Source organism: Salinispora tropica CNB-440 (assembly GCF_000016425.1).
GTDB classification, from domain to species: Bacteria; Actinomycetota; Actinomycetes; order Mycobacteriales; family Micromonosporaceae; genus Micromonospora; species Micromonospora tropica.
Window position 1 is genome coordinate 2120509 of the sequence record NC_009380.1, and the last position, 19554, is coordinate 2140062.

At 71.0% G+C, this 19554-nt stretch carries 16 protein-coding genes; all 16 read left to right on the forward strand.

The window, feature by feature from the left end; all coding sequences use genetic code 11:
* Window positions 1-6 precede the first annotated feature (6 nt).
* The 16 genes from carA (at window position 7) to STROP_RS09420 (ending at window position 19440) form a co-directional block, all read left to right on the forward strand.
* Window positions 7-1167 carry a glutamine-hydrolyzing carbamoyl-phosphate synthase small subunit gene (gene carA / locus STROP_RS09345; protein ID WP_011905748.1) on the forward strand — a complete coding sequence of 387 codons (1161 nt, stop codon included), beginning with the start codon at window positions 7-9 and terminating at the stop codon, window positions 1165-1167.
* The gene (carB, locus tag STROP_RS09350; RefSeq protein ID WP_011905749.1) at window positions 1160-4507 is read left to right on the forward strand and encodes a carbamoyl-phosphate synthase large subunit; all 3348 of its coding nucleotides are present in this window, start codon (window positions 1160-1162) and stop codon (window positions 4505-4507) included. Before carA ends, carB begins: the two co-directional genes overlap by 8 nt.
* Window positions 4508-4550: 43 nt before the next feature.
* A complete protein-coding gene (locus STROP_RS09355; RefSeq protein ID WP_011905750.1) occupies window positions 4551-5567 on the forward strand; it encodes a quinone-dependent dihydroorotate dehydrogenase in 1017 nt (338 codons plus the stop codon).
* A gap of 116 nt (window positions 5568-5683) precedes the next feature.
* Window positions 5684-6958 carry an adenosylmethionine--8-amino-7-oxononanoate transaminase gene (locus tag STROP_RS09360; RefSeq protein WP_011905751.1) on the forward strand — a complete coding sequence of 425 codons (1275 nt, stop codon included), beginning with the start codon at window positions 5684-5686 and terminating at the stop codon, window positions 6956-6958.
* Window positions 6959-7068: 110 nt separating this feature from the next.
* Window positions 7069-7905, forward strand: coding sequence for an orotidine-5'-phosphate decarboxylase (gene pyrF / locus STROP_RS09365; RefSeq protein ID WP_011905752.1), 837 nt, complete (start codon window positions 7069-7071; stop codon window positions 7903-7905).
* Window positions 7906-8082: 177 nt separating this feature from the next.
* Window positions 8083-8400 (forward strand): integration host factor, actinobacterial type, encoded by a 318-nt coding sequence (gene mihF / locus STROP_RS09370; RefSeq protein WP_007458370.1) that lies wholly within the window; start codon window positions 8083-8085, stop codon window positions 8398-8400.
* A 26-nt stretch (window positions 8401-8426) separates the two neighbouring features.
* A complete protein-coding gene (locus STROP_RS09375) occupies window positions 8427-8960 on the forward strand; it encodes a nucleoside/nucleotide kinase family protein (RefSeq protein ID WP_011905753.1) in 534 nt (177 codons plus the stop codon).
* A gap of 43 nt (window positions 8961-9003) precedes the next feature.
* A complete protein-coding gene (rpoZ, locus tag STROP_RS09380; protein ID WP_011905754.1) occupies window positions 9004-9270 on the forward strand; it encodes a DNA-directed RNA polymerase subunit omega in 267 nt (88 codons plus the stop codon).
* A gap of 13 nt (window positions 9271-9283) precedes the next feature.
* Entirely contained in the window at window positions 9284-10495 is a 1212-nt protein-coding gene (gene coaBC, locus STROP_RS09385; RefSeq protein ID WP_011905755.1) for a bifunctional phosphopantothenoylcysteine decarboxylase/phosphopantothenate--cysteine ligase CoaBC, read from the forward strand.
* Between the two features lie 86 nt (window positions 10496-10581).
* Window positions 10582-11781: a methionine adenosyltransferase gene (metK, locus tag STROP_RS09390; RefSeq protein ID WP_011905756.1), complete on the forward strand. Its 1200-nt coding sequence runs from the start codon at window positions 10582-10584 to the stop codon at window positions 11779-11781.
* A complete protein-coding gene (locus STROP_RS09395; RefSeq protein ID WP_162872432.1) occupies window positions 11778-13763 on the forward strand; it encodes a primosomal protein N' in 1986 nt (661 codons plus the stop codon). Before metK ends, STROP_RS09395 begins: the two co-directional genes overlap by 4 nt.
* A gap of 254 nt (window positions 13764-14017) precedes the next feature.
* Complete coding sequence (locus tag STROP_RS09400; RefSeq protein ID WP_011905758.1) at window positions 14018-15001, forward strand: AAA family ATPase; 984 nt, start codon at window positions 14018-14020, stop codon at window positions 14999-15001.
* 99 nt (window positions 15002-15100) lie between these two features.
* Window positions 15101-16372: a cytochrome P450 gene (locus STROP_RS09405; RefSeq protein WP_011905759.1), complete on the forward strand. Its 1272-nt coding sequence runs from the start codon at window positions 15101-15103 to the stop codon at window positions 16370-16372.
* Between the two features lie 47 nt (window positions 16373-16419).
* Window positions 16420-16980, forward strand: coding sequence for a peptide deformylase (gene def, locus STROP_RS09410; RefSeq protein ID WP_011905760.1), 561 nt, complete (start codon window positions 16420-16422; stop codon window positions 16978-16980).
* A gap of 7 nt (window positions 16981-16987) precedes the next feature.
* The gene (gene fmt, locus STROP_RS09415; protein ID WP_011905761.1) at window positions 16988-17914 is read left to right on the forward strand and encodes a methionyl-tRNA formyltransferase; all 927 of its coding nucleotides are present in this window, start codon (window positions 16988-16990) and stop codon (window positions 17912-17914) included.
* Window positions 17911-19440: an RsmB/NOP family class I SAM-dependent RNA methyltransferase gene (locus tag STROP_RS09420; RefSeq protein WP_011905762.1), complete on the forward strand. Its 1530-nt coding sequence runs from the start codon at window positions 17911-17913 to the stop codon at window positions 19438-19440. Before fmt ends, STROP_RS09420 begins: the two co-directional genes overlap by 4 nt.
* Window positions 19441-19554 lie beyond the last annotated feature (114 nt).

Consider the following 19554-nt stretch of genomic DNA (forward strand, 5'->3'; position numbering starts at 1 on the left):
CGTGGCATGAGGCGGCGACCGGCGATTCTCGTCCTGGAGGACGGGCGCACGTTCCACGGCGAGGCGTACGGCAGCGTCGGGGAGACCTTCGGTGAAGCGGTCTTCAACACCGGAATGACCGGCTACCAGGAGACGCTCACCGACCCTTCCTACCACCGGCAGGTGGTGGTGCAGACCGCGCCGCACATCGGCAACACCGGGGTCAACGGCGAGGATGACGAGTCCAGCCGGATCTGGGTCGCCGGGTATGTGGTCCGTGACCCCGCCCGGATCGGCTCGAACTGGCGGGCCACCGGTGGCCTGGAGGACCGGCTCACCGCCGAGGGGGTGGTGGGCATCAGCGGTGTGGACACCCGGGCGCTCACCCGGCACCTGCGGGAGCGGGGGGCGATGCGGGTCGGGGTGTCCAGTGTCGAGACCGATCCGCAGGCGTTGTTGGCCCGGGTCCGGCAGGCCCCGCAGATGGTCGGCGCGGACCTCTCCACCGAGGTGACCACCCCGAAACCGTACGTCGTCGGGGCCCAGGGGGAGCACCGGTTCACCGTGGCGGCCCTGGATCTCGGCATCAAGCGGAACGTGCCCCGGCGGCTCGCGGCGCGGGGTGTCACCACCCATGTCCTGCCGGCTCACTCGGGCATCGACGAACTACGGGCCACCGGCGCGGATGCGATCTTCCTCTCGCCCGGCCCTGGTGACCCCGCGACCGCCGACGGTCCGGTTGCCCTGGCTCGCGCGGTGCTCACCGGCGGGGTGCCGCTCTTCGGGATTTGTTTCGGCAGCCAGATCCTGGGTCGGGCGCTGGGATTCGGCACGTACAAGCTCGGCTACGGCCACCGTGGCATCAACCAGCCGGTGCTCGACCGGGCGACCGGCAAGGTCGAGGTGACCAGCCACAACCACGGCTTCGCCGTGGCGTTTCCCGGAGCCGAGCCGGGGGCCGTCGTGCCGGACCGGGTAGTCGAGACCGAATTCGGCGGAGTCGAGGTCTCGCACGTCTGCCTCAACGACAACGTGGTCGAGGGGCTGCGGGCGCGCGACGTGCCCGCCTTCACCGTTCAGTACCACCCGGAGGCGGCGGCCGGTCCGCACGACGCGGACTACCTGTTCGACCGCTTCGCCGAGCTCATTGAGGGTCGCAACCACAGCGGGGGGCGCACGAATGCCTAAGCGGACCGACCTCAGACACGTCCTGGTGATCGGCTCCGGGCCGATCGTGATCGGGCAGGCCTGCGAGTTCGACTACTCCGGCACCCAGGCGTGCCGGGTACTGCGCAGCGAGGGGATCCGGGTCAGCCTGGTCAACTCGAACCCAGCGACGATCATGACGGATCCGGAGTTCGCCGACGCCACGTACGTCGAGCCGATCACCCCGGAGTTCGTCGAACTGGTCATCGCCAAGGAGCGGCCGGACGCAGTGCTGCCCACCCTGGGTGGCCAGACCGCGCTGAACACGGCGGTCGCGCTGCACGAGGCCGGGGTACTGGAGAAGTACGGCGTCGAGTTGATCGGCGCGAACATCGACGCGATCCGTCGCGGCGAGGACCGGCAGCTGTTCAAGGACATCGTCGCCAAGGCGGGTGTTCGGATCGGGGTCGAGGATCCCGCGACGCTGGTGCCGCGTTCCCGGGTCTGCCACTCGATGGACGAGGTCCGCGAGACCGTCGCGGAGCTGGGCCTGCCGGCGGTGATCCGGCCGTCGTTCACGATGGGTGGCCTCGGCTCCGGCATGGCCCACACCGATGCGGACCTGGAACGCATCGCCGGTGCCGGCCTGGCTGCCAGCCCGGTGCACGAGGTGCTCATCGAGGAGAGCGTGCTCGGCTGGAAGGAGTACGAGCTCGAGCTGATGCGCGACCGGCACGACAACGTCGTGGTGGTCTGCTCGATCGAGAACGTCGACCCGATGGGTGTGCACACCGGTGACAGTGTCACCGTGGCCCCGGCGATGACGCTCACCGACCGGGAGTATCAGCGTCTACGGGACCTCGGCATCGCGGTGCTGCGCGAGGTGGGGGTGGACACCGGGGGCTGCAACATCCAGTTCGCGGTGAACCCGGACGACGGCCGGATCGTCGTGATCGAGATGAACCCCCGGGTCTCCCGCTCGTCGGCGCTCGCCTCGAAGGCGACCGGCTTTCCGATCGCGAAGATCGCCGCGAGGCTGGCCATCGGCTACACCCTCGACGAGATCCCCAACGACATCACCCTGAAGACGCCGGCCGCGTTCGAGCCGACGTTGGACTACGTGGTGGTCAAGATTCCGCGCTTCGCGTTCGAGAAGTTCCCCGGCGCCGACCCGGAGCTGACCACCACCATGAAGTCGGTCGGTGAGGCGATGAGCCTGGGCCGCAACTTCACCGAGGCGCTGAACAAGGCCATGCGCTCGATGGAGACGAAGGCGGCCGGCTTCTGGACCACGCCTGACCCGGCCGGTGCCACCCGGGAGGGCACGCTCGCGGCGCTGCGGATGCCGCACGACGGGCGGCTCTACACGGTGGAACGGGCGCTGCGGCTCGGCGCCTCGATCGCCGAGGTGGCGGCGGCCTCCGGCGGGATGGACCCGTGGTTCCTCGACCAGATCGCCGGCCTTGTGGAGCTGCGGGCCGAGATCGTTGACGCCCCGGTGCTCGACGTCGACCTGCTGCGCCGGGCCAAGCGGGCGGGGCTCTCCGACCGGCAGCTCGCCGCGTTGCGCCCCGAGCTGGCCGCCGAGGACGGTGTTCGGACGCTGCGGCACCGGTTGGGCGTCCAGCCGGTCTACAAGACCGTGGACACCTGCGCGGCGGAGTTCGAGGCGACGACCCCCTACCACTACTCCACCTACGACGCGGAGACCGAGGTGCTCGGGTCAGACCGGCCCAAGGTGCTGATCCTCGGCTCGGGGCCGAATCGGATCGGGCAGGGAATCGAGTTCGACTACTCCTGCGTGCACGCCGTCATGGCGTTGCGGGACGTCGGATACGAGACGGTCATGGTCAACTGCAATCCGGAGACCGTCTCCACCGACTACGACACCGCCAACCGGCTCTACTTCGAGCCGCTGACCTTCGAGGACGTTCTCGAGGTGTGGCACGTCGAGGACTCCTCCGGACGGGCGGCCGGTGGCCCCGGAGTGGTCGGGGTGGTCGTACAGCTCGGTGGTCAGACACCGTTGGGGCTGGCACAGCGGCTCAAGGACGCCGGGGTGCCGGTCGTCGGCACCTCTCCGGAGTCGATTCACCTCGCCGAGGAGCGGGGCGCGTTCGGTGCGCTGCTGGCCCGCGCCGGGCTGCGGGCGCCGGCGCACGGCACCGCCATCTCGTACGACGAGGCGAAGACGATCGCCGCCGAGATCGGCTACCCGGTGCTGGTCCGTCCCTCGTACGTGCTCGGTGGACGGGGCATGGAGATTGTCTACGACGACGCCACACTGCGCGACTACATTGGCCGGGCCACCGACATCTCCCCGGATCATCCGGTGCTGGTGGACCGGTTCCTCGATGACGCCATCGAGATCGACGTGGACGCGCTCTGTGACGCCGCCGGTGAGGTCTATCTCGGTGGTGTGATGGAGCACATCGAGGAGGCTGGTATCCACTCCGGTGACTCCTCCTGCGCGTTGCCGCCGATCACCCTGGCCGGTTCCCACGTCGCCGAGGTCCGCCGGTACACCGAGGAGATCGCCCGGGGCATCGGGGTGCAGGGTCTGCTCAACGTGCAGTACGCCCTCAAGGACGACCAGCTGTGGGTACTCGAGGCCAACCCGCGTGCGTCCCGGACCGTACCGTTTGTCTCCAAGGCCACTGCGGTGCCGCTGGCCAAGGCGGCGGCTCGGATCGCGCTCGGTGCCACCATCGCCGAGCTGCGCGCCGAGGGCCTGCTCCCGGCCGACGGCGACGGTGGCACCCTCCCGGCGGATGCGCCGATCGCGGTCAAGGAGGCGGTGCTCCCGTTCAAGCGGTTCCGCACCCCGGCCGGGAAGGGGATCGACTCGCTACTCGGGCCGGAGATGAAGTCCACCGGCGAGGTGATGGGGATTGACACGGCCTTCGGGTACGCCTTCGCCAAGTCGCAGTCGGCCACGTACGGCTCACTGCCGACCGGCGGGAAGATCTTCGTCTCGGTCGCCAACCGGGACAAGCGTGGCATGATCTTCCCGATCAAGCGCCTGGCCGACCTGGGCTTCGAGATCATCGCCACCACGGGCACTGCCGAGGTGCTGCGCCGGCACGGCATCGGCTGCGAGCAGATCCGCAAGCACTACGAGTCGGGGGAGAGCGAGGACGCGGTCTCGCTGATCCGCTCCGGCGAGGTGGCGCTCGTGGTGAACACCCCGCAGGGTTCCGGAGCGAGCGCCCGCTCGGATGGCTACGAGATCCGTAGTGCCGCCGTGACGGCGGACATCCCCTGCATCACGACCGTTCCCGGCGCCGCCGCCGTGGTGATGGCGGTCGAGGCCCGGATCCGTGGTGACATGCGGGTCCGTCCCCTGCAGGCGCTGCACGCCTCGCTGCGGAGCGCTCGGTGAGCCCGTCCGGGCCGATGTCGCGCACCCGGCTGGGGAGGACGGGGTGATTTTCGAACGGGTGGTGCGGCCACGGCTGTTCCGGCTGGGCAACGGCGACGCGGAGACGGCGCACGAGTTCACGGTGCGGCGGCTGGCCGGCCTGGCCCGGGTGCCCGCGGCGCTGGCCGTGCTCCGGGCCCGGTACGGCGTTTCGGCTCCCCGAACGGTGTTCGGACTCCGGTTTCCGAACCCGGTCGGGCTGGCCGCCGGGATGGACAAGAACGGGGTGGCGCTGCCGGCCTGGCCGGCGTTGGGCTTTGGTTTCGTCGAGGTGGGTACGGTCACCGCGCACCCGCAGCCGGGCAACCCACGGCCGCGGCTGTTTCGGCTGCCCGACAGCCGGGCCGTGGTGAACCGGATGGGCTTCAACAACGCCGGCGCCGGGGCGCTCGCGGCGCGGTTGGCGGCGCTGCCCCGCCCGCTCGGCGTGCCGCTGGGTATCTCCCTCGGCAAGTCCAAGGTCACCCCGCTCGAGGAGGCGGTCGAGGACTACCAGGCGTCGTACCAGGCCCTGCGCGGGTACGGCGACTACTTTGCGGTCAACGTCTCCTCGCCGAACACGCCGGGGCTACGTGCGCTGCAGGACCGGGCGCACCTGGACGCCTTGTTGGCCGCCCTGGTCGGCGAGAAGCCGGTACTGGTGAAGATCGCCCCAGATCTTCCAGATTCGGCCATCGCGGAGCTGTTGGAGGTCTGTCTGGCGCGGGGTGCGGCGGGGGTGATCGCCACGAACACCACGCTGGCCCGAGACGGCCTCGCCCCCGCCGATCAGGCCGGTGGCGCCGAGGCGGGTGGGCTCTCCGGCCGTCCGCTGGCGCAGCGGGCCCGGGAGGTGGTCTCCTTCGTGCACACCGAGACCGGCGGCCGGCTGCCGGTCGTCGGCGTCGGCGGCATCCTTACTCCGGACGACGCCGAGCGCATGTTCGACGCGGGCGCGTCGTTGGTGCAGCTCTACACCGGTTTCATCTATCGGGGACCGGCCCTGGTCCGGGCTGCCGCGGCGGCGGCCCGGACGCCGTGACACCGTGCGGCTGGTGCTCGCGCGGCGGCCACGGACCCGTTCGCCGGTCACCGGCCGGTTCACCGGTACCCGAGGGTCGGCCGACGCGGTGACGGTCTGGTGAGGAGGCGACGTCGTTGACCCCGGAGGAGATCAGCGCCGCGGACGCGGCCCACGTGTGGCATCCGTATGCGGCGCTGCCCCCGGCTACCCCGCCGTACGTGGTGGAGAGCGCGGCCGGGGTGCGGCTACGCTTGGCCGACGGGCGGGAACTGGTCGATGGGATGTCGTCGTGGTGGGCGGCGATCCACGGCTACCGGCATCCGGTGTTGGACGCGGCGGTGACCGACCAGCTTGGCCGGATGAGCCACGTGATGTTCGGCGGGCTCACCCACGAGCCCGCCGTCACCCTGGCGCGTACCCTCGTCGAGCTGGCCCCGGATGGGCTGGAGCAGGTCTTCCTGGCCGACTCCGGCTCGGTGAGTGTCGAGGTGGCCGTCAAGATGTGCCTGCAGTTCCAGCGGGCCACCGGTCGACCCCAACGGCGTCGGCTGGGTACCTGGCGGGGTGGCTACCACGGCGACACGTTCCATCCGATGAGTGTCTGTGACCCGGAGGGGGGCATGCACCACCTCTGGGGGGACCTGCTGCCTCGGCAGGTTTTCGCACCGGTGCCGCCCGCGGGGTTCACCGCGCCACCAGATCCGGCGTACGAGGCGGCCCTGGCGGACGCGGTCGCCCGGCACGCCCACGAGTTGGCCGCGGTCATCGTCGAGCCGGTCGTCCAGGGGGCCGGTGGCATGCGGTTTCACCATCCGCGTTACCTGCGGGTGCTGCGGGAGGTCACCCGTGCCCACGGGGTTCTGCTCATCTTCGACGAGATCGCTACCGGTTTCGGTCGTACCGGGGCGATGTTCGCCGCCGAGCACGCCGGTGTGACGCCGGACGTGCTCTGTGTGGGCAAGGCGCTCACCGGGGGGTACCTCACCCTGGCCGCCGCGCTCTGCACCGCGGAGATCGCCCGCGGGATCTCCGCGGCCGGTGTGCTCGCACACGGTCCGACCTTCATGGGTAACCCGCTCGCCTGTGCGGTGGCGAACGCCTCTCTCGGCCTGTTGCGGGACGGAGACTGGTCGGCACGGGTGGCGCGGATCGAGAGTGGTCTGCGGGCCGGTCTGGAGCCGCTACGGGCGGTGCCGGGCGTCGTCGACGTCCGGGTGCTCGGTGCGATCGGCGTGGTGCAGCTCGACCATGAGGTGGACCTGCCGGCGGCGACCGCCGCCGCGGTTGCTGCCGGCGTCTGGCTTCGACCGTTTCGCGACCTGGTTTACACCATGCCCCCGTACGTCACCTCAGACGCCGATCTGGCCCGGATCACCGCCGGGATCGCCGCCGCGGCTCGGGCGGGCTGATCCGCCGGCTGGGGGCGGAGTCGGTGGGCGGTGCGGAGCCCGCCGGGGCGGGCGGCATCAGCCGCTCGCCGAGGACGATGCGTGCGTGGCGCGCGAGAGGGAGGTCTGCGATGGAGAGCTTTGGCGCCCGGCTGCATCGGGTGGTCGGTGAGCGGGGTCCGCTCTGCGTGGGCATCGACCCGCATCCGGGTCTGCTCGAGCGGTGGGGCCTCGATGACGATGTTCGCGGTCTGGAGCGGTTCGCGGGCACGGTCGTGGAGGCGTTGGGCGACCGGGTCGCGGTGGTCAAGCCACAGTCGGCCTTCTTCGAGCGGTTCGGGTCTCGGGGCGTGGCGGTCCTTGAGTCAACTATCCGACAGTTGCGGACGGCTGGCTCGCTCGTCCTCCTTGACGTCAAGCGTGGCGACATCGGCTCGACGGTCGCCGCGTACGCCTCCGCGTACCTTGACCCATCGAGTCCACTGCATGTCGACGCGGTGACGGTGAGCCCGTATCTCGGGGTCGGCGCGCTCGCCCCGATGTTCGAGCTGGCCGCCGCGCAGGGCGGCGGGGTCTTCGTGCTGGCGCTCACCTCCAATCCCGAGGGAGCCGCGGTGCAGCGGGCTCGCACCGCCGACGGACGGACCGTCGCGCAGCTGGTGATCGACGAGATTTCCCAGCTCAACGCCGGTGCGCGACCATTGGGCAGCGTGGGGTTGGTGGTGGGGGCGACCATCGGTCAGACGGGTCACGAGCTCGCCGCGGTCAACGGTCCGCTGCTCGCTCCGGGCCTCGGGGCGCAGGGGGCCAGCGCCGCTGACCTACGCGTGGTCTTCGGTTCCAGCCTGCCCGCCGTGCTCCCCACATACTCCCGTGAGGTGCTGGCTGCGGGGCCCGATGTGGTTGCCCTGCGGGGTGCTGCGGACCGGGTGTTGGCCGACTGTCGGGCAGCTTTGACCGGTTCGTGACTGACTGACGGCTCGGTCACTTTCCGACGATCATCGCGTGCCCACGTTGCCGATTGCGCCGTTGACCGCTAGTTTTCCCCGCGCTGGGAACCATGGGCCTCCCTGGTTCACAGCGACACCACGTTTCACAGTGCGGCGGTGCATTCGCCCGTCGCGATAGGGACCTGAGGAGAACTGGTGCCGCTCCCGTCACTGACCCCTGAGCAGCGCGCAGCAGCGCTGGAGAAGGCCGCGGAGATCCGCAAGGCCCGTGCTGAGCTGAAGGAGCAGCTCAAGCAGGGCAAGACAACGCTCGGAGCCGTCCTCGAGCGGGCCGAGTCCGACGATGTCGTCGGCAAGCTGAAGGTATCCGCTGTCCTGCAGGCGATGCCGGGAATCGGCAAGATCCGGGCGACCCAGATCATGGAGAAGCTCAAGATCGCCGATAGCCGACGCCTGCGTGGCCTCGGCGAGCAGCAACGCAAGGCCCTGCTTGGGGAGTTCGCCGCCAACTGAGGTTGGCAGCCGTGTAGAAACGAGCAGTGAGCACGGATGGTGAGGCGCGCCCGGCGGCCCGGCTCACCATCCTGACCGGACCTTCGGGTTCTGGTCGGGATGGTGTCGTCGGATTGGTCCGGGCGCGTCTGCCTTCCGTGTGGACGCCGGTGCCGGTGACCACCCGGCCGCGGCGGGACCGCGAGGTGGCCGGGGTCGACCGGGTCTTCCTCGACCGGGCCGGGTTCGACCGGCTGCTGGCCGCGGGCGGTCTACTGGAATGGAGTCAGATCGGCCGGTACCGGCGCGGTACGCCGGGGCAGCCACTGCGGTCCCGGCTGGCCGCCGGTGCGCCGGCTCTGCTCTCGCTGGACCTGGCCGGTGCGCTGCGGCTCCGGGCCGTGTTACCGGAGGCCCGGCTGGTTCTGCTGCACCCACCTGGTTTCGTGGCCGATCCGGTTACCGAGCCGCAATTCGCGCACACCATCGTGCATGGCCGGACGGTGCAGGTCGTGGACGAGCTGGTAGGATTGTTCGGTTCGTCATTCAAAGCTCCGGCGCGACCGCGCGTGCGCGGTTGACCGCCAGCACCGTGAGCGGTGTCACAGACGCAGAGGTCAACACGTGGGATCCATCGCCACCAACCCCGAAGGCATCACCAACCCGCCGATCGACGAGCTCCTCGAGAAGACCACCTCGAAGTATGCGCTGGTCATCTTCGCTGCCAAGCGGGCCCGTCAGGTGAACGCCTACTACAGCCAGCTCGGCGAGGGCCTGTTGGAGTACGTCGGCCCGCTGGTCGAGACGACCCCGCAGGAGAAGCCGCTCTCGATCGCCATGCGGGAGATCAACGGGGGCCTGCTCACTGCTGAGCCCACTGACCAGCCGTAGCGCGTACCCAACGATGTCCCCCCGGATTGTCCTCGGGGTCGGTGGCGGGATCGCCGCGTACAAGGCTTGCGAGTTGCTGCGGCTGTTCACGGAGTCCGGTCACCGGGTCCGCGTTGTGCCGACCGCCTCGGCGCTTCACTTCGTCGGGGCCGCGACCTGGTCGGCGCTCTCCGGTCAACCAGTCGCCGACGACGTGTGGTCCGACGTGCACGAGGTGCCGCACGTGCGGCTGGGTCAGCAGGCGGACCTGGTCGTGGTGGCTCCGGCCACCACCGATCTGCTTGCCCGGGCCGCTCATGGGCTCGCCGACGACCTGCTCACCAACACCCTGCTGACGGCCCGTTGCCCGATCGTCCTGGCGCCGGCGATGCATACCGAGATGTGGGAACATCCGGCGACGGTGGCCAACGTGGCGACGCTGCGCTCCCGTGGGGTGCGGGTCGTCGAGCCGGCGGTCGGCCGGCTTACCGGGATGGACACCGGCAAAGGGCGGCTACCGGATCCGGCGGAGCTCTTCGCCGTGGCCCGACGCGTTCTCACTCGCGGCGCCGCCGCCCCAGCGGACCTCACCGGGAAGCACGTGCTGGTCACCGCCGGGGGCACCCGGGAGCCGCTCGACCCGGTCCGGTTCCTCGGTAATCGCTCCTCCGGCAAGCAGGGATACGCGTTCGCCCGCGCCGCCGTAGCGCGGGGAGCCCGGGTCACCCTGGTCTCCGCCAACGTCGCGCTGCCCGAACCAGCCGGCGTGGATCTGGTCCGGGTCGGCACGACCGCCGAGCTTCGAGACGCCACGCTGACGGCTGCCGGTGGAGCGGACGTGGTGGTGATGGCGGCGGCTCCCGCCGATTTCCGCCCCGCGACGTACGCGACTGGCAAAATCAAGAAGTCGGACGACGGTGGCGCACCCACCATCGAGCTCGTCGCGAACCCGGACATCGCCGCCGAGCTCGGGAAGCATCGTCGCCCGGAGCAGGTGTTGGTGGTGTTCGCCGCGGAGACCAGCGACGCCGAGGCCAACGGCCGAGCCAAGCTCGCCCGGAAGCGGGCGGACCTCATCGTCATCAACGAGGTTGGCCCGGACCGGGTTTTTGGCGCCGACACCAACGCGGCGACCGTCATCGGCGCGGACGGATCGGCCAGCCGGATGCCCGAGCAGTCCAAGGAAGATCTCGCCGACGGTGTCTGGGATCTCATCGTCTCCCGGCTGGCCGGCCGTCCCGGATAGCTGGATCAGTGTGCGATAGGGGGCTCCGGTACAGGACGCGAGTGACTAAACTGCCGCGGAACGAGTTTCCCTGACTTAGGAGTGCCGTGACACGCCGCCTCTTCACTTCCGAATCGGTCACCGAAGGTCATCCTGACAAGATTGCTGACCAGATCAGTGACGGGATCCTCGATGCGTTGCTGGCAGAGGACCCGCGTAGCCGGGTTGCAGTGGAGACGCTGATCACAACCGGTCAGGTGCATGTTGCGGGCGAGGTAACCACGCAGGCCTACGCCGACATCCCGTCGATCGTGCGTCGGACAATTTTGGATATTGGTTACGACTCGTCGCGAAAGGGTTTCGACGGGGCGTCCTGTGGGGTAAGTGTGTCGATTGGGTCACAGTCGGCAGATATCGCCCAGGGGGTCGACAACGCGTTTGAACTGCGCACCGGCGCATCCGAGAGCGCCTTGGACGCGCAGGGCGCTGGGGACCAGGGGATGATGTTCGGGTTCGCCTGCTCGGAGACCCCGGAGTTGATGCCGATGCCGATCGCGTTGGCGCATCGGCTGTCGCGCCGCCTGGCTCAGGTGCGGCGGGAAGGTGTGGTGCCGTACCTGCGTCCGGATGGTAAGACGCAGGTGACGGTGGAGTACGAGGGATTGCGGCCGGTGCGGCTGAACACCGTGCTGGTGTCGTCGCAGCACGCGGCCGATGTGTCGCTGGAGTCACTGCTGACGCCGGATGTCCGGGAGCACGTGATCGCGCCGGAGGTCGAAGGCCTCGGGCTGGGGCTGGACGTCGAAGACTACCGGCTGCTGGTGAATCCGACGGGCCGGTTCGAGGTTGGTGGCCCGATGGGAGACGCGGGTCTGACCGGCCGGAAGATCATCGTGGATACCTACGGCGGGTACGCGCGGCACGGCGGCGGGGCGTTCTCGGGCAAGGACCCATCCAAGGTGGACCGCTCGGCGGCGTACGCCATGCGGTGGGTGGCCAAGAACGTGGTGGCGGCCGGGCTGGCGGAGCGGTGCGAGGCGCAGGTGGCGTACGCCATCGGCAAGGCGCATCCGGTGAGCCTGTTCATCGAGACGTTCGGTACGGAGACGGTGCCGGTGGAGCGGATCGAGAAGGCGGTGACGGAGGTGTTCGACCTTCGGCCGGCAGCGATCATCCGGGACCTGAAGTTGACGCGGCCGATCTACTCGCAGACCGCGGCATACGGGCACTTCGGTCGAGAGCTTCCCGACTTCACCTGGGAGAGCACCGACCGCGCCGCTGACCTCAAGTCGGTAGCGGGCGCCTGAGTAGCACCCCGCGTAGCGACCGGCGACCCGCTAACGGGTCGCCGGTCGCTCGTGTCTGCGTTGACGTTCCCCTGGCCCACCTCGATCGGCCCTTCGACTACATGGTGCCCGAGGCCCTCGAGGCCGATGCTGTTCCCGGCACCCGGGTGAAGGTTCGCTTCGCCGGTCAGCTCGTTAACGGATGGCTGTTGGAGCGGGTGAGCGAGTCCTCGCACCCCCGGCTTGCCTACCTGGAGAAGGTCGTCTCCCCGGAGCCGGCTCTCGCGCCGGAGATCGCCCGACTGGCCCGCGCCGTCGCCGACCGCTACGCCGGCAGCCTCGCCGATGTGCTTCGCCTCGCTGTCCCGCCCCGGCATGCCCGGGTCGAGAAGGAGCCGCAACCGTCCCCTGCCCCCGATCCGGCCTCGCCAGAGGTGGGAGGCGACCCGGGCGACCCGGTCGGTTGGTCGGGCTACCCGGCTGGGCCGGCCCTCCTGCGGGCCCTCGCCGACGGCCGGGCCCCTCGCGCGGTCTGGTCTGCCCTGCCGGGGGAGGAGTGGCCCACCCGCTACGCCGAAGCGGTCGCGGCGACCGTCGCCGGTGGTCGGAGCGCGGTCGTGGTCGTCGCCGACGCCCGTGACCTCGACCGGCTCGACTCGGCGCTGACCACCGTGCTCGGCCCCGGCCGGCACGTCCAGCTCACCTCCGCGCTCGGTCCGGCCCGCCGGTACCGGGCGTTCCTCGCCGCCCGGCGGGGCCGGGTGCCGGTGGTGATCGGCACCCGGGCCGCCATGTTCGCGCCGGTACCTCGAATCGGTCTTGTCGCCATCTGGGACGACGGTGACGACCTGCACGCCGAACCCCGCGCCCCCTATCCACACGCCCGCGAGGTGCTGCTGACCCGCGCCCAGTTGGCTGGCGGCGCTGCCCTGATCGGTGGTTTTGCCCGTACCGCCGAGGCGCAGCTCCTCGTGGAGACCGGGTGGGCCCGGGAGGTCACGGCCGGCCGTGCCGCCGTCCGGGCGCGGATGCCGGCGATCGCCCCCACCGGCGACGACCCGCAGTTGGCCCGCGACCCGGGTGCGGCTACCGCCCGGTTGCCCAGCCTCGCCTGGACCGTGGCGCGCGATGCCCTCTCCGTCGATGCGCCGGTCCTCGTCCAGGTGCCGAGGCGTGGCTATCTGCCCGCGGTGGCGTGCGCCACCTGCCGAACTCCGGCGCGCTGCCCGCACTGCGCCGGGCCGCTCGCGCTGCCCTCGGCACGGGGTGCACCGGTCTGCCGCTGGTGTGCGCGTGTCGCCGCCGCGTACGCCTGCCCGGAGTGTCGGGGGCGGCGGCTACGCGCCTCGGTCACCGGTGCCCGGCGGACGGCGGAGGAGCTGGGCCGGGCCTTCCCCGGCGTGCCGGTGCGCACCTCCGGGCGGGAGGAGGTTCTCGCGACCGTCCCCGGTGGCGCCGGCTTGGTCATCGCCACCCCGGGCGCCGAGCCGGTAGCCGATGGCGGCTACGGTGCGGTGCTGCTGCTGGACTCGTGGGCTCTGCTGACCCGCGCGGACCTGCGGGCGGGTGAGGAGGCGCTACGGCGCTGGCTCGCCGCCGCGGCCCTGGGCCGCCCCGGCCCGGCCGGCGGCCGGGTGGTGGTGGTCGCCGACGGTGCGCTCGCTCCGGTACAGGCGCTTCTCCGCTGGGACGCCGGCTGGTTTGCTGCCCGCGAACTCGCCGAACGCCGGGAGCTCGGCTTTCCACCGGCGGTGCGGATGGCGAGCGTCACCGGGCCGCCGGCCGCCGTCGCCGAGCTGCTCGCCGAGTCCCGGCTACCGGCGGAGGCCGAGCTGCTGGGGCCGGTGCCCGCCGACGGCGACCGGGAACGGATGCTGGTCCGGGTTCCCCGCGCCCGGGCCGCCGCCCTGGCCGCGGCCCTGCACTCGGCGGCTGGGGTGCGCACCGCCCGTAAGGCCGCCGATCCGCTCCGGCTGCAGGTCGATCCGTTGACCCTGTTCTGACCCGACCTAGCGGAGCCTGGCAGCTACCTTGAGTTACTGAAGTCGGCGTGACGTACACGCTGTGTGGGGGTGGGGGCGGATCCGGGTGATAGCATCGCCCGTCATGTCGGGGCGGACGAAGGCTCCAGGTCATGGCGTGTCGTTCGATACGCCCGGCCGGAGGTGGTGCCGGTTCGGCGGCGATGACGACGGAGCGCGTCCGGTGGCGCGGTGCCGACGAGTGTTAACAGCCCGCAATCAGAGGTGGACCAGTCGTGACCGTTCCTCAGTCGATTGTCTTCAACGGTGACCTCGGCAGCGGCAAGAGCACCGTCTCCGTAGAGATCGCCAAGCGCCTCGGCATGCGTCGGGTCAGCGTCGGTGACCTCTATCGGCAGATGGCCCAGGAGCGGCAGATGACCGCCCTCCAGCTCAACCTGCACGCCGAGCTGGACCAGGCCGTTGACGGCTACGTTGACCAACTCCAACGGGACATCGCGGCCTCCAGGGAGCGCCTGGTGATGGACTCCCGGCTCGCCTGGCACTTCTTCACCGACGCGCTGAAGGTGCACATGATCACTGAACCCGGGGAGGCTGCCCGGCGGGTGCTGCTGCGTCCCTCCGGGCCGGCTGAGCAGTACACCTCCCTGGAGGAGGCGAAAGCCCGACTCGTGGAGCGCAGCGAGAGCGAGCGGAACCGGTTCATCATCCGCTACGGCGTGGACAAGGCCCAGCTGCGTAACTACGACCTGATCTGCGACACCACCCGGGCCGGTGCCGCGGAGGTGATCGAGCACATCATCGCCGCGTACGAGGGGCGGCTCTGCTCCGAGGTGCTGCGGGAGGCTCCGCCATTGCTGCTGCTCGACCCGGCCCGGGTGTACCCGACCGAGGACATCGTCACCCTCCGTGACCGGCAGGACGCCGGATCTGTCGGCGACGTCGCCGCGGCCGGGGACGAGCCGCTGGAGCCGTTGCGGATCGGCTACACGGGCGAGCACTTCTTCGTTGTGGACGGGCACCGTCGGCTCAGCGCCGCGCTCCAGAACGGGTACCGGCTGGTGCCCGCCCGGCTCGTCGCCGAGGTTGACGAGCCCGTCGTGGGTGGGATGAGCGCGATCGACTACTTCGCCGCCCAGGTTCGGCCGAGCGTGATCCATGATTGGTCGGCCGCACACGGGATCGATCTGCCGCTGCCCAAACCGGCCCTGTTGGGCGACGGTGCGGTGTTGGCTGGGGAGCCGGGCGCCAGCACCTGACGGCTACGCCACCGTCCTCGTCAACCCCATGCAGGGGGTTACGGACCGCCGACTGAGCGTGCATGATGGGCCACCTGACCCTGACATAGGAGGTGGCGAATGGATGCATCGGAAGCGGTCGCACTGCTGATGTCACCACTGGGCCGAATCGACCCGTACCCGACGTACGAGCGGCTGCGCGCGCACGGCCCGGTGGTGCAGACGGCGGCCGGTTTCTTCGTGGTCACCGGGTACACCGAGGCCGACACGGTGTTGCGAAACGCCCGGTTGGCTTTTGAGGTGATGGACGACGAACTGCGCGACGACGTCTTCCCGCACTGGCAGGACAGCCCAGCGATGAAGTCGATCGCCCGGTCGATGATTCGTGCCAATCCGCCGAACCACGGTCGAATGCGCCGCCTGGCAGCGGGGGCGTTCACCCCGCGCCGGATCGCCGCCCTACGCGAGGTGGTGACCGCCCAGGCCGACGAGTTGGCTGACGAGATGATCCGGGCTGGTCGGGACGGCGCCCCGGTGGACTTCATGGGCAGCTTCGCCTACCCACTTCCGGTCGCGGTGATCTGCGCCCTGCTCGGGGTGCCGGCGGCCGACTGGGCCCGGTTTCGGGGCTGGGCCAGTGATCTGACCGCCGTCCTGGAGCCGGAGATCACCCCGCAGGAGTTGACCGTCGCCGACGCCGGCGCCAGCGAGCTGCGCGACTACTTCACCGAGCTGATCGCCCAGCGCCGCCGAGCTCCGGCCGACGATCTGACCACCGCCCTGGTGCAGACGCACGACGCTGACGGTGACCGGCTGTCCGGCGAGGAGCTGCTGGCCAACCTCGTGCTGCTGTTGGTCGCGGGGTTCGAGACCACCACGAACCTGCTTGGCAACGGTCTGGTCGTGCTCCTGGCGCACCCCGACTCGGCCACCGCCCTGCGAGATCAACCTGAGCTCGCTCCCGGCCACGTGGACGAGCTTCTGCGGTACGACTCACCCGTGCAGTTGACCACCCGTACGGTCCGTGAGTCGGTACTCCTCGCCGGGGTTGAGCTGCCCGCCGGGAGTTGGGTGCTGGTTCTGCTCGGCGCGGCCAACCGTGACCCGGAGCGCTTCACCGATCCGACCCGATTCGACCCGGGGCGGGCCCAGTCGCCCCCGCTGTCCTTCGGGGCGGGTGCGCACTACTGCCTCGGAGCCGGGCTGGCCCGACTGGAGGCCCAGGTCGCCTTTCCGCTGTTGCTGCGACGGCTACCCGAGCTCGCGCTGGCCGGCGAGCCCACCCGCCGGAACCGGCTGACGTTGCGCGGCTACGAGACGCTTCCAGTGACCGTCAGTGCGATAGCCGCCGATCACGGTACGCCGGCCGGGGTCGCTCGGGGCACTCCGTAGACTGATACGGCACGCCCGTTGCCAAGCCCACGAAGGAGTCAATCCGCGTGACCGTCCAGCCCATCCGCCTCTTCGGCGACCCGGTGCTGCGCACGCCGGCCGACCCGGTGGTCGACTTCGATGTCGAACTGCGCAAGCTCGTCGCTGACCTGATCGATACGATGCGTGAGCAGAACGGCGCTGGGCTGGCCGCGCCGCAGCTCGGCGTGGGCCTGCGGGTGTTCACCTTCGACGTCGACGACGTGGTTGGTCACTTGGTCAACCCGGTGTTGGAGTTCCCCGACGCCGAGGAGCAGGACGGCCCGGAAGGCTGCCTGTCGCTGCCGGGTCTGTACTTCGACACGAAGCGCCGGCAGAACGTGGTCGCCAAGGGCTTCAACGGGTACGGGGATCCGATGCAGATCGTCGGCACCGGGTTGATGGCCCGTTGCGTGCAGCACGAGACCGACCACCTGGACGGAGTCTTGTTCATCGACCGGCTCGACCCGGCCGGCCGCAAGGAGGCGATGAAGGAGATCCGCCGGGCCGAGTGGTACGACCCGGCGGCCCCGCCGACGGTGAAGCTCAGTCCGCACCCCGCCAACAACCCTTTCGGGCTCGGGCGGTGACCGGTCGATGCGCGTGATATTCGCCGGTACGCCGGCCGTCGCCGTCCCCACCCTCGCCGCGGTGGCCGCCTCCCGCCATGACCTGGTGGCGGTGCTCACCCGCCCGGATGCTCCGGCGGGCCGGGGCCGTGGCCTGTCCCGCTCCCCGGTGGGTGCCTGGGCCGACGAGCACGGCATCGAGGTCCTCACCCCGGCCCGGCCGCGGGAGCCGGAGTTCCTCGACCGGCTGCGCGCACTGGCACCGGACTGTGTGCCGGTCGTTGCCTACGGCGCGCTGGTCCCGCCAGCCGCCCTGGAGATTCCGCGGCATGGCTGGGTCAACCTGCACTTCTCCCTGCTGCCCGCCTGGCGCGGCGCGGCTCCCGTGCAGCACGCCCTGCTGCACGGCGACGAGCTGACCGGTGCCAGCGTCTTCCAGCTCGAGGAGGGCCTGGACACGGGGCCGGTGTACGGCACCGTCACCGACGAGGTGCGGCCTGCCGACACCTCGGGTGACCTGTTGGAGCGGCTGGCACACTCCGGCGCCGAGCTGCTGATCGCCGTGCTGGACGCGATCGAGGAGGGCAGCGCGCGGGCGGAGCCGCAACCGAACGACGGGGTGAGTCTGGCGCCGAAGCTCACCGTGGCGGATGCCCGGGTGCGCTGGGGTGACCCGGCCTTCGCCGTGGACCGGCGCGTCCGTGCCTGCTCCCCGGCCCCCGGCCCGTGGACGACCTTCCGCGACGAGCGGGTCAAGCTCGGTCCGGTCACCCTCGTCGCGGGCGGCCCCGAGCTGAGGCCCGGCGAGTTGTTGGTGGAGAAGTCCCGGGTGCTCGCCGGCACCGCCAGTACCCCGGTTCAGCTCGGTGAGATCCGCGCAGCGGGCAAGAAGGCCATGCCGGCGAGCGACTGGGCGCGTGGCGTCCGGGTCACCGCTGGGGAGGTCCTCGCGTGACGGGCCCGGTAGATGGCCAGGACGTTGACCGGCCCGGTGGTTTCCGGGCCGGTCGTCCCGCCGCCGGTCGCGGTGGTTCCGGCGCCGGTCCCGAGCGTCGCCCGGAGCGGCGGGGTCGTGGCGGCCCGCGGCCAGCGGCGGGCGGGCGCGGCCGCCCCACCGGCCGGAGCGCCGTTGACCTACCCCGGCACGCCGCGTACCAAGCGGTCGCCGCGGTCCACCGGGACGACGCGTACGCCAACCTGGTGCTCCCGGCGATCCTGCGTGACGCGGGTCTGGTCGGCCGGGACGCCGCCTTCGCCACCGAGCTGACGTACGGGACGCTGCGACGGCTCGGAACCCTCGACGCGATCCTCACCGATGCCGCTGGGCGAGACGTTGCCCGCATCGACCCGCCGGTTCGGGACGCGTTGCGGCTCGGCGCGTACCAACTGCTCCACACCCGGGTGCCCGCCCACGCTGCTGTCTCGGCAACGGTTGACCTGGTTCGATCGGTTGGGCCGGGGGCGACCGGGTTCGCCAACGCGGTGCTCCGAGAGGTCGCCTCCCGGGATGTCGACGCCTGGGTGGCCCGGCTCGCCCCACCGCTGGAGACTGACCCGATCGGGCATCTGGCGCTCGCGTACAGCCATCCGCAGTGGATCGTGCGGGCGTTCGCCGAGGCGCTCGGCGGTGACCTCGGTGAGACCACCCGGTTGCTCATCGAGGACAACGAGCGTCCGCCGGTGCATCTCTGCGCCCGCCCGGGACGGGCCGATCCGGTGGCCCTGGCCGACGAGGTCGGTGGTGCCCCGGGTGCCTTCTCCCCGTACGCGGTGTACTCCGGTGGGGGCGCCCCCGGCGACCTGCCGGCGCTCACCGAGGGGCGGGCCCACGTCCAGGACGAGGGTTCCCAACTGGTGGCCGACGCTCTTACGGTGGCGCCACTGGACGGCCCGGACGGTCGCTGGCTCGACCTGTGCGCCGGGCCGGGCGGTAAGTCCGGCCTGCTCGGTGCGGTCGCTGCCCAGCGTGGCGCGCGTCTGACCGCCGTGGAGGTGTCCGAGCACCGTGCCCGTCTTGTCGGGCAGGCTACCCGCGACCTGCCGGTGACCGTGCTCAACACTGATGGTCGCACCGTCGGGGAGACGCCGAAGCTCGCGGAGGGGCACTTTGATCGGGCGTTGGTTGACGCGCCCTGTACCGGTCTGGGCTCGCTGCGTCGGCGGCCCGAGTCGCGGTGGCGTCGGCAGCCGTCGGACCTGCCGGCGCTGACCCGGTTGCAGCGGGAGCTGCTCAGCGCGGGGCTACGGGCGGTCCGCCCGGGGGGCCTGGTTGGATACGTGACCTGTTCGCCGCACGTCGTCGAGACGCACGTGACGGTTACCGAGGCAGCTCGCCGCGCGGGGGTGCCGGTTGACTTCGTTGACGCCCGTCCGCTGCTGCCGAAGGGAATGCCGGGGCTCGGTGACGGGCCGACGGTGCAGCTGTGGCCGCACCGGCACGGCACCGACGCCATGTTCCTCGCGGTGCTGCGCCGTGGCTGATCCCCGCGGTGCTGCGCCGTGGCTGATCAGTTCCTTGCCCCGGGGCCTCGGGGCGTTCCGGTGACCGGCCCGGGGTGGTCAGTCCGCGCGGTGCGCGGCGTGACCACCCCGGCT

What these genes read in the sequence shown, in the direction of transcription:
- carA (WP_011905748.1), top strand. Translation starts at nt 7, where the DNA reads ATGAGGCGGCGACCGGCGATTCTCGTCCTGGAGGACGGGCGCACGTTC.
- pyrF (WP_011905752.1), top strand. Translation starts at nt 7,069, where the DNA reads ATGGAGAGCTTTGGCGCCCGGCTGCATCGGGTGGTCGGTGAGCGGGGT.
- STROP_RS09405 (WP_011905759.1), top strand. Translation starts at nt 15,101, where the DNA reads ATGGATGCATCGGAAGCGGTCGCACTGCTGATGTCACCACTGGGCCGA.
- carB (WP_011905749.1), top strand. Translation starts at nt 1,160, where the DNA reads ATGCCTAAGCGGACCGACCTCAGACACGTCCTGGTGATCGGCTCCGGG.
- fmt (WP_011905761.1), top strand. Translation starts at nt 16,988, where the DNA reads ATGCGCGTGATATTCGCCGGTACGCCGGCCGTCGCCGTCCCCACCCTC.
- coaBC (WP_011905755.1), top strand. Translation starts at nt 9,284, where the DNA reads ATGTCCCCCCGGATTGTCCTCGGGGTCGGTGGCGGGATCGCCGCGTAC.